The organism is Streptomyces sp. NPDC039423 (genome assembly GCF_055598725.1).
In genome coordinates, this window is record NZ_JBVKAH010000011.1 from 59,011 (window position 1) to 73,604 (window position 14,594).

The window sequence follows — 14,594 nt, forward strand, 5'->3', positions numbered from 1 at the left end:
GACCCGGCGCCCGACCTCCGCACCCGGCGGGACGAGCGGCAGGGGCCGTATCCGGGAGTGATTTCCGGATACGGCCCCTGCGGCGTCAGGTGCATGCGGGACGCGCGGGACGTACGGCGCATGCGGGAGGCGGCCCGGGGGGTGAGGTGGAGGGGCGGCACGGGGGTTGCCACCCCTCCACCTCCCGGGGGATCGCCAGTTGGTCAGGGGCCTCGAGTCCCGGGCAGCGGGGCTCGAGGGGTTCGAGCGGGTCGATCGGGGTGGAGCGGGGCGAGCGGTCCGGTGGTCTCAGGTGCGCGGCACGCGCTCGATGAAGGGGGCGAGCAGCTTGGGCACGGCTTCCTCGGCGAAGGCGAGGCCCGCGCCGACCGGGACGTCCCGGATCTTGTACACGCCGTCGCCGGCCGCCGTGGTGGCGCCGATGGTGAGCAGACCGTTGCGCCGCTGGAAGTAGGAGCGGGTGATGTTCCAGCCGATGACGCCGTCGCGCTGAAGGGCGGCGGTACGGCGGGCGAAGGTGCCGGCACGGACGACGAGGTAGCGGTCGCGGAGGCCGTGGCCGAGGGCGCGGTAGGCGTCGTTGGCGAGGGCGATGACGACCGGCAGGCCGATGAGCGCCGTGATCCACGCGGTGTGGACGAGTACGGGGGTGAGCCACAGGCCCAGGCCCAGCGGAACGGCGACGATGGCGCCGAGGACCAGCAGGCCGCGGTTGACGCGGCGGCGGCGGGCGACGCGCGGGTGGGCGACGAGGTCGGCGAGCTCCGTCGGGGACCGCTCCTCGGCGAGGACGTCGGCGGCGACCCGCAGGGCCTCCGCCCGGGGCACCGGTGGCGTCAGGGAGCGGCGGCTGCGGTTCTCCTCGCTGTTGCCGAGGCCGCTGGCGATGGCGTTCAGGCGGGCGCCGCCGGCCCAGCGCAGCAGCATCGGCTCGGTGACCTCGACGCCGCGCAGCCTGCGCTCCTCGATGGTGACGGAGCGGGAGATGACCAGCCCTCGGCGTACCCGGAAGACACCGTCCTGTTCGCGCTCCAGGCGGTACTTGGCCCAGGCGTCCACGAAGGTGGCGACGGAGACCGCGACACCCGCGACGGCGGTGATGACGACGGCGACGAGGATGCCGAACCACAGGGGCACGGAGCCGAAGCGCTCCTCGAGGTCCTTGACGATGCCGAGTTCGAGCGGGTCGACCTTCATCTCGTGCAGGATGCGGTACGCGGTGCCGACGCCGATGAAGACGCTGCCGACGCCCCAGACGGTGAGCGGCGCGTACCGCAGCCAGGCCCAGTCCATCTCGGCGATGGTGAGGTCCTCGTCGTGGCCGGTGGTGCGGGCGCTGCCGCGGCGGTCGAGGAGGAGCCGGCGCAGTTCGCGGGCGTGTTGCTTGGTGATGCCGTCGAGGGACAGCTTGCGGCTGGAGGAGGAGCTCTGCTCGCCGGTGCCGATCTGGAGCGAGGTGAGGCCGAAGAGGCGGTGCATCGGCTTGGCGTCGAGGTCGATGCTGCGGATCCGGTCGACGGGGACGGAGCGGCGGCTGCGGAAGAGCAGCCCGGAGCGCAGTTCGAGGCGGTCGCCGGCGACCCGGAAGCGGGTGGTGAGCAGGCGCATCGTGCTGATGCCGGTGATGACCAGGAAGGTGATCACCAGGGAGCCGAGCGAGATGAGCGCCTGGAGGTTGGCGCCGGTGAGGGCGACGGTCAGGGCGAACAGGGCGAGCGGACCGGCGAGCATGCTGAGGTTGACAAGGAGCAGCCGGGGGCTGAGCTTGGTCCACCCGGGGTCGGCGGCGGCCTGGACCGTACCGTCGGTGTGCGCCGTTCCGGTGGTGCTGTCGTGGCTCATGTCGCGTCTCCGGGGGTGGCCTGGGTCGAGGTGGTGAGGTGCTCGACCACTTCCTGCGCGGTCCGGTGGTCGATGCCCTTGATCTTCACGGCGCCGGAGGAGGAGGCGGTGGTGACGGTGATGCCGGAGAGGCCGAAGAGCTGCTGGAGGGGGCCGCGGAGGGTGTCGACGGTCTGGATGCGGGACAGGGGGACGACCCGCCAGCGCTGCCAGAGCCAGCCGGACGCCGCGTAGACGGCTTCGTCGGTGGTTTCCCAGCGGTGGACCCGGTAGCGCCAGATCGGCATGACGGCCATGTAGGCGAGGCCCGGTACGAGCGAGATCAGGAAGGCCCAGCCGAAGAACGGCCTGGCGGGCGGGATGAAGAGGTACAGCACGCCGAAGACGAGCGGGAGGGGCAGGGCGAACATCGACGACTGGAGCGTCCACCAGCCGATCGCCCTGCGTTCGACGCGATTGCGCGGGGGCCTGAGCCTTACATCATCCATGCGTTCCACTGCTTCACCCTAGCTCTGAGACGATCTTGTACCGAACCTGATCCGACGTCCGTCATCTCAGTGCGTGCCCGCGGAACTGCCCTGTCGGGCACCGGTGTTGCCGGTCGCGGGGAGCTGGCCGCCGCGCAGCCGGCGGCGCTTGTTCAGCAGGACGGCGGTCCGCGTCAGCACCATGGCGAGGGCCATGAAGACGAAGGCGTTGGAGTAGACGTCCTGCCCGCTGAGCTTGTACTCGATGCTGAAACGGATGATGCCCTCGCTGAACCAGTGCTCCGAACCGTAGGCGAAGAGCACGCGCGAGGCGGACAGCGCGGTCCACACCAGGGCGTACCCGACACCGCCCTTGGTGTAGATCTCGCCGGAGGCGTCCCGGTGGGCGGGGAGCAGGGCGGCGGCGACCAGTCCGCAGATGACGCCGGCGCCGATGCCGGCGAGCTGGAGGGAGGGGTCGTTGCCGTCGAGCGGCAGGGTGTGCACGAACAGCGCGAGGACGATGACGACCGCGAGGATCGAGCGCAGCATCCGCATGTTGGTGACCTTGCGGGTGCCGAGGTCGGTCGACAGGATGATGATCAGGATCGTCCCGCTGGCGATCAGTGCGGTCAAGAACGGGCTCATGCGGCGGGCCTCTTCCTCGGTCTCGGCGGTGCCGGTGTCGTGCACCGCCGTTTTCGTGCGGCAGTGCGGTGCTCCCTGCCTCTCACCTGCAACGCTAGGGGCGGGACGGGGCCCGTGTGGACAACCGTCCAGTGGGTTCGGTCGTCAACCGATCGGTGGACACGGTGGACACCGCCCCATCCCGGGGAGCACCGCTGCCACCCCCGCACGCGGCCCGTCGCCACCCCCGCACCCGGCCGCGTGCCCGGCGTCCCTGCCGCCCCCCGCCCGACCCCGTCGCCACCCGCACCCGGCGCCCCTGCCACCCCGCCCCGGCCCCCTGCCCGGCGTCGTGCCGGGCCCGGCCGAGGTGATAGGACTGGTGACGTGAGCACTGAAACGCGGGTGGTGGAGGCGGCCGGCGGCCCGGATCATTCGCCCGAGGCGGGGACCCGTTGGTTCGGCCTCTGGGACGCGTTCTTCGCCGTCTCGTACGTCGTCACCACCATGCTGCTGTTCACCTCGGCGGGCGAGCAGGTCCACCGTGCCGTGGCGATGGCCGCGCTGACGCTGGCCGTCCCCTGGTACGCGGCCCTGGGGCGCAGCGCGATGATCCAGCCGGGCCAGGGGCACGGGCGGCGGAGCATCGTCTTCTCGGTGGGTCTGTTCCTGCTGTTCGCGGTGGCGGTGCTCTTCGACCTGGCGGCGTCGTTCGCGCTGTTCGCCGTGGTGCCGATGCTGATGATGAGTTTGGCGACCTCGCCGGCGATCGCCGTGGTGGTCCTGGCGAACCTGATGCCGATGACGGTGGTGTGGCTGCGTGGCGGCACCCTGAGCCGCGACATCATGGCCGTGCTGCCGACGTCGCTGCTCGGGATCGCGCTGTCGGTCATGCTCGGGCTGTGGATCACGCGGGTGACCCGGCAGAGCCGGGAACGGGCGGAACTGATCGAGGAGTTGCACCGCAACCGTGAGCGGGTGGCCGCGCTGTCACGGGCGGCGGGGGTCTCGGCCGAGCGGGAGCGGCTCGCCCGGGAGATCCACGACACCCTCGCCCAGGGCCTCACCAGCATCATCGGCCTCGTGGAGGCCGCCGAGACGGAGCTGACGGCCGATCCCGAACTGGCCAGGGAGCATCTGGGGCTCGCCGGGCAGGTGGCGCGCGAAAGCCTGTCCGAGGCGCGGGAGTTCGTCACGGAGCTGACGCCGCCCGCGCTGCGTGAGTCGTCACTGGTGCAGGCCGCCCGGCGGCAGGCGGAGGGGCTGACGGCGCAGACCGGGATACGGGCGGACGTCTCCGTCGAGGGTGATGAGCGGGAACTGCCGATGGCCGTCAGCGTGGTGCTGCTGCGTTCCCTCCAGGAGGCCATCTCCAACATCCGCAAGCACGCGAGCGAGGCACGCTCGGCCGAGGTCCGGCTGGTGTACGGGCGGGAGACGGCGCGGCTGCTCGTACGGGACGACGGGCCGGGGTTCGCCGTGGGCGACGACGACCAGCAGGGGTTCGGGCTGCGCGGCATGCGGACCCGGGCGCAGGAGATCAACGGGGCGGTGACCGTGGTCAGCGCTCCGGGGCGGGGCACCACCGTCGAGGTGACGGTGCCCGTGCCCGCGAGTGGAGGGGCGGACGGTGGGAGCTGACGGGACGATCAGCGTGATGTTGGTCGACGACCACCCGGTCGTACGGGAGGGCCTCAGCTCGATGCTGCGGTCCGCCGACGGGGTGAGCGTCGTCGGGCAGGCCGGTTCGGGCGAGGAGGCGATCGCGATGGTCGCCGGGCTCGCTCCCGACATCGTCCTGCTCGACCTGCGGATGGGCGGGATGGACGGGGTGGAGACCACCGGTCATCTGCTGCGCGTCGCTCCGGCCACCAAGGTGGTGATCGTGACGACGTACGAGACGGACACCGACATCCTGCGGGCCGTGGAGGCGGGCGCGGCCGGCTATCTGCTGAAGGGCAGCTCGCGCGACGACCTGGTGCAGGCGGTGAAGGCGGCGGCCCGGGGCGAGACGGTCCTGACGCCCTCGCTGGCGCCGAAGCTGTTCCGGGCGAGGGTGGTGGAACCGCCGGCGCTGTCGGACCGGGAGCGGGAGGTGCTCCAGCTCGTCAGCCTGGGGCTGACGAACGCGGACATCGGGCGCCGGCTGTTCATCAGCGAGGCAACGGTGAAGACGCATTTGCTGCGGACGTTCAAGAAGCTGTCGGTCTCGGACCGTACGGCCGCGGTCATCACGGCGCTGGAACGCGGCCTGCTGTCCTGAAGGTTCCTGCGCCGGTACCGGAAGCGGTACCGGCGCCACCCCTCCACTCCCCCGCACGCCCCTCCCCTCCCCCTCCCCTTGTCACGCCCGCCTCCCGAGGGGTCAGGCGATGCCCGGGAGGCTCATGTCGGAGAGGCGGGCGGGCAGGTCGCGGCGGCGCTTGACCTTCAGCTTGCGGTAGATGCGCGTCAAGTGCTGCTCGACGGTCGACACGGTGACGTACAGCTTGGTCGCTATCTCCCGGTTGGTGTGGCCGCGCGCCGCGAGCAGGGCGACCCGCGCCTCGGCCTCCGACAGGACCTCGACCTCGCTGGGGGCCTCCGTCTCCCGGCCGCTCTGGGCGGCTCCGGTGTCGCCGTCGCCCTGGCCCGGCATGAACTGCTGGCACAGGGGTTCGGCACCGCAGGACTTGGCGACGTGCCAGGCCTTGCGAACCAGCATGCGGGCGCGGTTGAAGTCGCCCAGCGCGCGGTAGCCCCGGCCCAGTTCGCCGAGGGCCGTGGCCAGTTGAAGCCGGTCGCCGCCCTCCTCCAGGGTCTCGACGGCTTCGGTGAGGCGCTTGAGCCGGACGGTGAGGTCGGTGCCGGTGCGGGCGAGCGCGAGCAGCAGGAAGCCGCGGGTCCGGCTGCCCGCGGGGCCCGTCTCGCGCGCCTTCTGCTGCTCGGTGTACTCCTTGGCGCGGGCCGTGTTGCCGAGGGCGAGCCACGCCTCGGCGGCGTCCAGTCGCCAGGGGACCAGCTCGGCCGCGTCCATGCCCCAGGACTGCATCAGCTCGCCGCAGTTGAGGAAGTCGCGCAGGGCGGCGTGGTAGCGGCCGGTGGCCAGGTGGCAGCGGCCCCGGGCCCGGAGGTAGTGCAGGCCGGGGAGGGTGCTGAACATGGCTTCCGGTACGGGCTGTTCGAGCAGGCTCATCGCCTCGTCGTGGTTGCCCATGCCGAGTTCGGACTCGACGAGGATGGCCAGCGGCAGCGCGATGCCGACGCCCCAGCTCTGCACCGAGATGCGGGACATGGCGTGACGGGCCTGAGCGGCGGCGCCGGGCAGGTCGCCCCTGCGCAGGGAGATCTCGGCGCGGACCACCCCGAGGGCGGCCTGCCAGGTGGGGGTGTTGCGGCCGGAGCATTCGGCGAGGAGGCGTTCGCACCAGGCGAGTGCGAGGTCGAGGCGTCCGGCGTAGACGACGGCGAGGAGCGCGAAGACGAGGGGCTGGAGGGTGCGGTCGCTCAGGTGGTAGCGCTGGAGGACCCGGATCGCCTCGCCGACGGCGGCGTCGGCCTGGTTCCGGCCGCCCAGGGCGGTGCGGACGGCCTCGGCGGCCTGCACGTGGGCGTTGTCGGGGATGTCGTACGGGACGGTCTCGAGTCCCGCGAGGGGCAGAGCTCCAGGGGCGCCTGACAGCGTTGTCCGCGACGGGTGCGCGGCGCCGAGGACGTCCCGTACCGGAGGGCTGACCATGGTGAGCCAGCTCTGGGCGGCGGCGAGGGTGTTCGGGTCGTACGCGGGGGCGCGGCCTTCGGCGCGGGCCTTGCCGTCGGCTTCCTGGAGGCGCAGTACGGCCTCGCCCACGGCGCGGGACTCGCCCATCCACAGGAGGCAGGACACGACGTGTACGAGGTCGCGGTCGGCGAGCCGGCCGGCGGTGAGCTCGCGGGAGAGCTGGCGGAGGTGCCCCTCGGCCGCGGCGGGGCTGCTGCGCCAGACGATGCTGACGAGGCGGGACTTGAGCGAGGCGTGCCGGGGGCCTTCGGCGCAGGAGGCGACGGCCAGTTCGCCGCAGCGCAGGGCGAGGTCGTGCTCGTCGTCGACGAGGGCGTACTCGGCGGCCTCCTGGAGGACGGGGATGGCCCAGTCCTCGACGTTCTTGCGGGCGGCGAGGAGGTGGCGGGCGACGTCGAGGGCCGCCGCGCCCTCCTGGTGGAGGAGCTTCGCGGCGCGGGAGTGCAGTGCGGACAGGACGCCGGCCGGCGCGGCTTCGAGGACGGCGGTGCGGGCCGCGGGGTCGCGGAAGGAGCCGTCGTGCAGGACGGCGCAGCGGGCGAGGTCCTGGAGGGCCTGTTCGGTGGCCTTGACGTGGAGGTCGACGATCCGGCTGAGGAGGACCGGGGAGCCGGCGTCGCCGAGGACGGCGACGCCGCGGGCGACGGTGAGCAGTTCGGGGTCGCCGCGGTGGAGGCAGTCGAGGACGGCGCGTTCGAAGGTTTCGGCGGGGGCGAGCCGCTGGAAGGGCTCGCTGTCGCCGAGCGCCGTGAGGCCGTCGCCGACGAGGGCTCTGACCAGCAGCGGGTTGCCGCCGGTGGTCTCCTGGCACTCGGCGGACAGTCGCTGTGCGGCCGAGGGGGAGAAGTGGTCGGCGAGGACGCGGGCGATGCCGCGCGTGCTGAGCAGCGGGAGCCGGAGGGTGGTGCAGTTGGGCTGGCGCTGGAGTTCGGCGTGGAAGGCGAGTTGTGCGGGCCGGAGGCGTACGGCTTCGGTGAGCACGATGAGGACCCCGGCCTGCCGTACGCGCCGGGCGAGGCACAGCAGGAAGGCGAGGGAGAGTTCGTCGCCGTGGTGGACGTCGTCGACGGCCATGACGACGGTCCGGTTGCGGGCGAGGCGCAGCAGTGCGGTGGAGACGTGCGGCAGGACGCGCATGCCGGCTTCGGCGGCGGCTTCGGCGTCGGTGGTCCCGTCGGTGACGCGGTCGAGCAGTTCGGTGGCGTAGGCGTGTACGTCGGGGGCCACGGGGGCCGCGCTGTCGAGGATCCTGCGCAGGATGCCGAAGGGCAGGTAGCGCTCCGCGCGGGAGCCGGCCGCCTCCAGTACCAGCGCGCCCTGCGCGAGGGCCTCTTCGGTGAAGCTCTCCAGCAGGCTGGTCTTACCTCCCGCGACCGCCCCGCTGATGACGGCGACGCGTCCTCTGCCGCGCGTCGCACTGCCGAGCAGTTCCTTGAGTGTCTCCAGTTGCTTTTCGCGCTCGACGAGCCTGGCCGCCACAGATTTTCCTTCCCCCGAACTGCATGACTTGCTCACGATCCACACCGGTCCGTGGCGTGCCCGGCTGGCGACGCCGACGCGGCTCCGTGTGGTGTGACGGGCGCGATGCGCCCTGCCGGGCCGCCACCGCGGCCTGCCCCCGCCGGTTCGCCTCCGGTCGGCCGTTGGTCATGCGGCCGTCCGGATGCACGGGGTTCCGCCGGGCCCCTGCCCGGCGTGGTGGTTCCCGCCGCGTTCCGCTCAGTGGCTTCGAGCCGCGGTGGTGAGTTCCTCCATCACGATCTTCATGATGTGTTCCTGATGGTTCGCCAAGAAGAAATGGCCGCCGGGGAAACGGTGAATGTCGAATCCGCCTGTGGTGTGGGCTTCCCAGGCGTCGGCCTCTTCGCTGCTGGTCTTCGGGTCCGCGTCACCGGTGAGGACGGTGATGGGGGCGCGCACGGCGTCTTCGCGGGCGGCCCGGTAGTTCTCGATGGCGGTGTAGTCGCTGCGGATGGCGGGGAGGACCATGCGGAGGATTTCCTCGTTCCCGAGAATCTTCGCATCGGTCCCACTGAGTTCCCGCATTTCCTTCACGATTCCGTCATCGTCCCGCAGGTGCACGGTCTCGTGACGGTAGCTGGAGGGCGAGCGGCGGCCGGAGGCGAAGATCCGCAAGGGGCTGGTGCCGTGGTCGCGCTCCAGCCTGCGGGTCACCTCGAAGGCGAGGACGGCGCCCATGCTGTGGCCGAAGAATGCAAGGGGCCGATCGAGCCACGGCTCGAGTTGTGCGGTCAGCGCGTCCGCGTAGGCACCGATGTCGGTGATCCCGGGCTCGTCCCTGCGGTCCTGCCGACCGGGGTACTGGATGGAGAGGACGTCCACCCCCGGGGCCAGCGACTGGGACATGGGGAAGTAGAAGGAGGCCGAGCCACCGGCGTGCGGCAGGCAGACCAGTTGGACCGGACTTTCGTCCGAAGCGTGGTAGCGGCGAACCCAGAGGCCGGTGTTTTGCTTTTCAATCAATGGACTGAAACTCCCTGTTCAAGTCCCAGATGCGTCGCGCGCGGCCGGCGGTTCGAACGCTTCCGCCAGTTCCGTACACGCGTTTCGGTGTAGCCAGTTCTAGCAGAGCGCCCAAAGCCGGGAGTACCCCTACTTCACACCCCTACTTTGGCTGGAACCAATCAGTCCAAAGCGCTGACCGACCCGGGCGAGAACCGCCACGACGAACCCACCCCGGCGGAGTCCCCCACCCCTCACCGAGGACCCCCTGGCCGAAAACCACCCCCACGCCGACGTCCAGTCCACGCCAGATCTTTACCTTCGCTTTGCGGCCCCCGCCACCCCACTCACCCACCCCCGCAGGCACACCTCCCCCCGTCTACCCCACCTCCCCGGCGGTACGCACCGAACGCCCCGGCACCTCACACCTCAGGGCCCCGCACCGTCGAACGGATGAGGCGGCCGGACAGCCGGCCGCGGTCCCGTACCGCGAAAGAGGAGGATGCGATGACCTCGCACGAGTCCGCCATCAGGACCCTGCTGGAACACCGCGTCGACGCGAGCCAGGCCAAGGACATCGACCGGCTCATGACCCTGTACTCCGACGACATCGTCTACTACGACGCCGTCCCCCCGCTCCGATTCACCGGGCACGAGGAGGTCCGCCGCAACTTCCTCCGCTGGTTCGACGCGTACGACGGCCCGATCACCCTGGAGACGCACGCCCTCACCGTCACCGCCGGCGACGCCGACCTCGCCTTCGCCCACATGCTCCACCTGGACTCCGGCACCCGCACGAACGGCATGAACATCGGGCTGTGGGTCCGGTCGAGCGTCTGCCTCCGCCGCTCCGGCGACCGCTGGCTGATCACTCACGAGCACATCTCGATGCCCATCGACCCGGAAACCCTCCGAGCCTGGTTCCCGCCGCAGCAGTGAGCCGGCCCCGCCAAACCGGCCGCCCGGCACCCGGCCCACTCACGTCCATGCGGGGTGACTCAGCGGGTCCCCACCATGTGGCCGAACCACGAGGGGTCGTCCACACCACCCTCGTCCTCGTGCCACTGCGGCGGGGCGGTCGGCGGGCGGGAAGCGTCACCGTGCCGCCGAGGCTGGCCGCAAGTTCCCTAGGTGGTCGCACAGGGTGGTTCGTACGGCAGTTGGTGAACGTATCGGCTCCATTGCTGCCGACTCAGGGCGCCGGAGCTCCCGGCACAGATACGGCTGATGGCGGACTCGACGTTCAGGTCCCAGAGCGTGGCCACGCCGTCGTCGGTGGTGGCGGCCAGGGTACGACTGTCCGGGCTGAAAGCCAGGACGGCGACGAATCCGGTCTCCACGGTCAGCGGCCCGCCGATGGCGGTGGGGTTGTCGGGATCGGAGACGTCCCACAGGTGGATGGTGCCGTTGTCGGTGTGGCCGGCCGCCGCGAGGGTGTGCCCGTCCGGGCTAAAGGCCACCGACCACAGGCTGCCGCCGGGTACGGTCAGGGGGCTGCCCCTGCGCGTGAGGCGGTGGGGGTCGGTGGCATCCCACAGGGTGACGGTGCCGCGGCTGTTCCCGGTGGCGAGGGTGCGGCCGTCCGGACTGAACGCCACCCAGGTGCTGGTGGCGGTCGGCTGGTCGATCGGCTGCCCGATGCGGACCTCAGGGTCCGTCGTACTCCACAGTCCGACGGTGCCGTTGCTGCCGTCGCCGCCGGCCGCCAGCATCGTGCCGTCGCGGCTGAACGCCAGGGACATGACGGACGACGTACGGGAATTGGAGATGCCGCCCCGGGAGACGGGGTGTGCGGGGTCGCTGACGTCCCAGAGGGCGATACTGCCGGACCTGTGGTCGCCGGCCGCGGCCAGGGTGTCGCCGTCGGGGCTGAACGCCAGCGAGAAGATGAGCCCGCCGGCCCCGGTGAGGGTCTCACCGAGGCGAACGGGATTGCCGGGGTCGGTGGTGTTCCACAACGTGACGGTGCCGCCGCTATCGCCCGCGGCCAGGGTGCGGCCGTCCGGGCTGAACGCCACGGCGTCGACCGGGTCATCGGGGCCGGTGAGCGGATCACCGCGGGGAACGGGGTGGTTGGGGTCGGTGGTGTTCAACAGCGAGACGGTGTTGTTCTGGTTTCCGGCGGCCAGGGTCCGCCCGTCGGGGCTGAACGCCACGGATGCCACGTTCCCGCCGGCGCCGGTGATCCGGGTCGGCGGCAGATTCCACAGATCGACGTGGCCGTCGGTGTTCCCGGCGGCCAGGGTGAGGCTGTCCGGGCTGAACACCACGTCGGTCACCGCGCTGCCGGGACCGGTCAGCGGCCTGCCCAGAGGGCCGATGGCCTGGGGATGGGAGACGTTCCACAGATGGATGGTGTGGTCGGCGCTGCCGGCCGCCAGCGTGTGACCGTCGGGGCTGAACGCCACCGACATGACGGACTGGGTGAGACCCGTCAGCGGCTTGCCCAGGGGGGCGGGGCGGCCGGGATCGGCGACCTTCCACAGGTGGACCCTGCCGGGGGAGGCCCCGGCGGCCAGGGTGCCGCCGTCGGGGCTGAACGCCACGGAGTTGACGCGGTGCCCGGCCTTGACGGAACGGCCGCGGCCCGGGTGGGCCGGGTCGGTGGTGTTCCACAAGCTGATGGTGCCGGCCTCGTCGTCGCACGCGGCGGCCAGGGTACGCCCGGTGGGGCTGAACGCGATGCGACGGGAGAAGACTCCGGGGCAGCCGAGGTTCAGGGGCGCTCCCGCGGGGTCGACGTCGTCGGGGCGGGTGACGTGCCACAGGCTGACGAGTCCGGCGTGCCATTCGGCGGCCAGGGTACGGCCGTCGAGGCTGAACGCCAGCGAGTCGACGGCGGTCGCGGCGTCGAGACCCTGAATGGCGGGAGCCTTCGGCCGGCCGAGCAGGACGGGGTGACTGGGGCTGGTCAGGCTCCACAGGTCGACGAATCCGCCGGAACCGCCGTCGCCCTTGTCACTGACGCGGCCCCCGACGGCCAGCACCCGCCCGTCCGGGCTGAAGGCGAGCGACCGGATCGACGCCACGGAACGGCTCACGGATATGGGCCGGCCCAGCGCCACCGGACGGCCGGGATCGGAGACGTCCCACAGCCGGACGACGTTCTGGCGGTGGTACCCGGCCGCCAGCATGTGCCCGTCCGGGCTGTAGGCCACGGTGTTCACCGCGCCGTGCCGGCCGGGCAGCCGGGTGGCCAGCGGTGTGTTCTCGGTGCTGATGAGCCGGGACGCCGCCTCCTCGGTCGGGTCCATGCGATAGGCGGTCAACGCGAGTTGGGCGGACAGCGAGGGATCGGTCGGCGCCAGTTGCACGGACGCGGACGTGACGGCGGCGTTGATGGCCTGGTCGCGGGCGCGCAGGGCCCGGGACTCCTGCCGGAAGGCGAACACCGCGGTCAGCGAGGCGATCACGGCCAGGGCGGTGATGGTGGCGACCGCGGCGCGCCGGAGCCATTGCCCGCGCCGCTGGTGGTGGCGGGCGGCTGCCAGGAACGCCCGGGCGGCGGCGCTGAGTTCCGGCCCGTGCGTCCCGGCCCAGGCGAGTGCGGCCTCCAGGCGGTTGCCGCGGTACAGCGCGGCCGCCTCCCGGCCGGCCCGTTCCCAATGCGTGGCCGCCTCTTCGAGATCCTGCCGTACGAGGTTCCCGCTGCGGTCGTGCTCGATCCAGCCCCGCAGCCGGGGCCAGGCGCGGATGAGCACCTCATGTGTCATCACGACCGTGTCCCGGTCCCGGGTGAGCAGCCGGCCGCGGGTGAAGTCGTCCAGGACCCTGACGGCCGCTTCCCGGTCCGGCGCGTGACGCAGCAGCTCGTCGTACCGGACGCGCCGGCGGCTGTCGTCGGCGTCGCGCCCCACGATGACGAGCCGCAGGAACACCCACCGCGCGGCCTCCTGGCAGGGCGGCGGCAGGATGTCGTAGAGCCTGTTCGCCGTGGTGGCGATGGCGCCCTGGATGCCGCCGGTGACGCGGTAGCCGTCCACGGTGAGCGTGTGCCCGTGCCGCTGCTGCCAGGTGGCCCGCAGGGCGTGCGCGAGCAGCGGCAGCCGGCCCGTGGTGCTCGTACCGACCGTTCCGCCGACCGCCCCCAGGTCCGCCAGCAGCACCTCGACCAGGCCGTCCTCGACGTCGAGGCCCACGCTGCCGGCCGGGCGGCGGATCGCGTCCTTGAGTTCGTGCTCCGTCATCGGCTCCAGCAGGACCGGTCCGGCCCGGAGCGCCGCCCGTAGCTGCGGATGGGCCGTGCACGCGGCGTAGAAGTCCGCGCGTACTCCCAGCACCACGACCGCACCGCCCGTGGGCCGGGCCAGACGGTCGAGCACGTCGATGAGCCACTGCCGGTCGGTCTCGTCGCCGCAGGCCGTGAAGATCTCTTCGAACTGGTCGACCACGACGACCAGGCCCACGGAGGGGGACGCCCCGGTGGGCGCCGGATCGCCGGCTCCGGTGATCTCGTGCAGTTCGGCAACGCACCGTGCGGGATCGGCCCGCCACGCCGCTGCCGTGCTCCGGGCGGTCCCGGCTTCGAGCCCGGCGGAGGTGGCCAGCGCCAGGGCCGGGGACGCCGTCGGGGTCAGCAGCAGCCGCGGCCACGTGCTCGAACCCGCCACCGGAAGCCGGCCGTCGTCCAGGGCCGGCAGTACCCCGGCCGCGAGCAGGGACGACTTCCCGGCCCCCGAGGGGCCGATCAGCACCAGCGGGCCGCCCTCACGCATCCGGGCGTCCATCCGCTCGCACACAAGGTGAACCATGCGCTCACGGCCGTGGAACCACTGCTTGTGCTGCGCGCCGAACGGGGCCAAGCCCGGGTACGGGCACAGCACTCGGTCGGCTCCGTGCCCGGGCACGGTTCTGCGCCCCTCGGCGCCATAGCGGACGTGGAGGTCACGGCCGGCCTGGAAGACGCTGCCGCCGCCCGTCGCGCTCGCCTCCTGCCGTTTCGGCTGCCAGAGGGGCGGCCCGTCGGGGGACGGGGTACCGGTGCCGCGTTCCGTCACGCCTGTCCGCCTCTGGTGACGGTCATGTCCCGGCCCGCCAGGTAGGCGTCGCCCCCGGAGACGTGTGCCTCCAGCGTCATCGAGCCCGTGACCACCTGTTCCGGGGTTCCGGCGGAGCGCGGCTCCCCGCCGAACAGCGCGCGCAGCTCCTCGACGGCGTCCGGCCGCGTGGCCATGAGCCGGATGATGCGGGCCTGCCACTCGGCGACCAGCAGACCTTGGAGCTCCTGTCCGTCGCCCGCCTCCCGCGCCTGGAGCAACTCACCTCGCGCGTCGGTGAGTTCCTCTTCGACCCGCTCCGGGTGCGCGGACCGCCACAGCGACAGGACCGAGGACTTGACCGCGGCCCAGCCGTCCGTCGCCAGCAGATCGATCAGACGCGCTGCGGCCACCGACGCCAGGCCGGCGAGTTCCACACTCGTCTCCATGTCTTCTCCT

The 14,594-nt window shown here is 72.1% G+C and carries 10 protein-coding genes; 3 read left to right on the top strand and 7 right to left on the bottom strand.

The features are described 5' to 3' along the window. Nucleotides 1-288: 288 nt before the first annotated feature. The 3 genes from ACZ7LK_RS28095 to ACZ7LK_RS28105 all read right to left on the bottom strand — a co-directional run bounded on the left by ACZ7LK_RS28095 (nucleotide 289) and on the right by ACZ7LK_RS28105 (nucleotide 2,957). A complete protein-coding gene (locus tag ACZ7LK_RS28095) occupies nucleotides 289-1,842 on the bottom strand; it encodes a PH domain-containing protein (RefSeq protein WP_471143999.1) in 1,554 nt (517 codons plus the stop codon). Then, nucleotides 1,839-2,330, bottom strand: coding sequence for a PH domain-containing protein (locus tag ACZ7LK_RS28100; protein WP_392277762.1), 492 nt, complete (start codon nucleotides 2,328-2,330; stop codon nucleotides 1,839-1,841). Before ACZ7LK_RS28100 ends, ACZ7LK_RS28095 begins: the two co-directional genes overlap by 4 nt. A gap of 66 nt (nucleotides 2,331-2,396) precedes the next feature. Beyond that, nucleotides 2,397-2,957, bottom strand: coding sequence for a hypothetical protein (locus ACZ7LK_RS28105; RefSeq protein ID WP_471144001.1), 561 nt, complete (start codon nucleotides 2,955-2,957; stop codon nucleotides 2,397-2,399). Between the two features lie 366 nt (nucleotides 2,958-3,323). On the opposite strand from ACZ7LK_RS28105, the gene ACZ7LK_RS28110 reads away from it, so the two are divergent. After that, nucleotides 3,324-4,577: a sensor histidine kinase gene (locus ACZ7LK_RS28110; protein WP_471144003.1), complete on the top strand. Its 1,254-nt coding sequence runs from the start codon at nucleotides 3,324-3,326 to the stop codon at nucleotides 4,575-4,577. A 16-nt stretch (nucleotides 4,578-4,593) separates the two neighbouring features. Beyond that, complete coding sequence (locus ACZ7LK_RS28115) at nucleotides 4,594-5,199, top strand: response regulator (protein WP_392277768.1); 606 nt, start codon at nucleotides 4,594-4,596, stop codon at nucleotides 5,197-5,199. Between the two features lie 102 nt (nucleotides 5,200-5,301). Here the strand turns inward: ACZ7LK_RS28115 and ACZ7LK_RS28120 are convergent, their stop codons facing one another. Continuing rightward, nucleotides 5,302-8,175, bottom strand: coding sequence for a helix-turn-helix transcriptional regulator (locus ACZ7LK_RS28120; RefSeq protein WP_471144005.1), 2,874 nt, complete (start codon nucleotides 8,173-8,175; stop codon nucleotides 5,302-5,304). A 240-nt stretch (nucleotides 8,176-8,415) separates the two neighbouring features. After that, nucleotides 8,416-9,180, bottom strand: coding sequence for a thioesterase II family protein (locus tag ACZ7LK_RS28125; protein ID WP_392277758.1), 765 nt, complete (start codon nucleotides 9,178-9,180; stop codon nucleotides 8,416-8,418). Nucleotides 9,181-9,666: 486 nt separating this feature from the next. On the opposite strand from ACZ7LK_RS28125, the gene ACZ7LK_RS28130 reads away from it, so the two are divergent. Continuing rightward, nucleotides 9,667-10,098, top strand: coding sequence for a YybH family protein (locus tag ACZ7LK_RS28130; RefSeq protein ID WP_471144007.1), 432 nt, complete (start codon nucleotides 9,667-9,669; stop codon nucleotides 10,096-10,098). Between the two features lie 188 nt (nucleotides 10,099-10,286). Here ACZ7LK_RS28130 and ACZ7LK_RS28135 read toward each other — a convergent pair whose 3' ends face one another. After that, nucleotides 10,287-14,156 (bottom strand): nSTAND1 domain-containing NTPase, encoded by a 3,870-nt coding sequence (locus ACZ7LK_RS28135; RefSeq protein ID WP_471144009.1) that lies wholly within the window; start codon nucleotides 14,154-14,156, stop codon nucleotides 10,287-10,289. Continuing rightward, nucleotides 14,153-14,584: a hypothetical protein gene (locus tag ACZ7LK_RS28140; RefSeq protein ID WP_471144011.1), complete on the bottom strand. Its 432-nt coding sequence runs from the start codon at nucleotides 14,582-14,584 to the stop codon at nucleotides 14,153-14,155. Before ACZ7LK_RS28140 ends, ACZ7LK_RS28135 begins: the two co-directional genes overlap by 4 nt. Nucleotides 14,585-14,594: the final 10 nt, after the last annotated feature.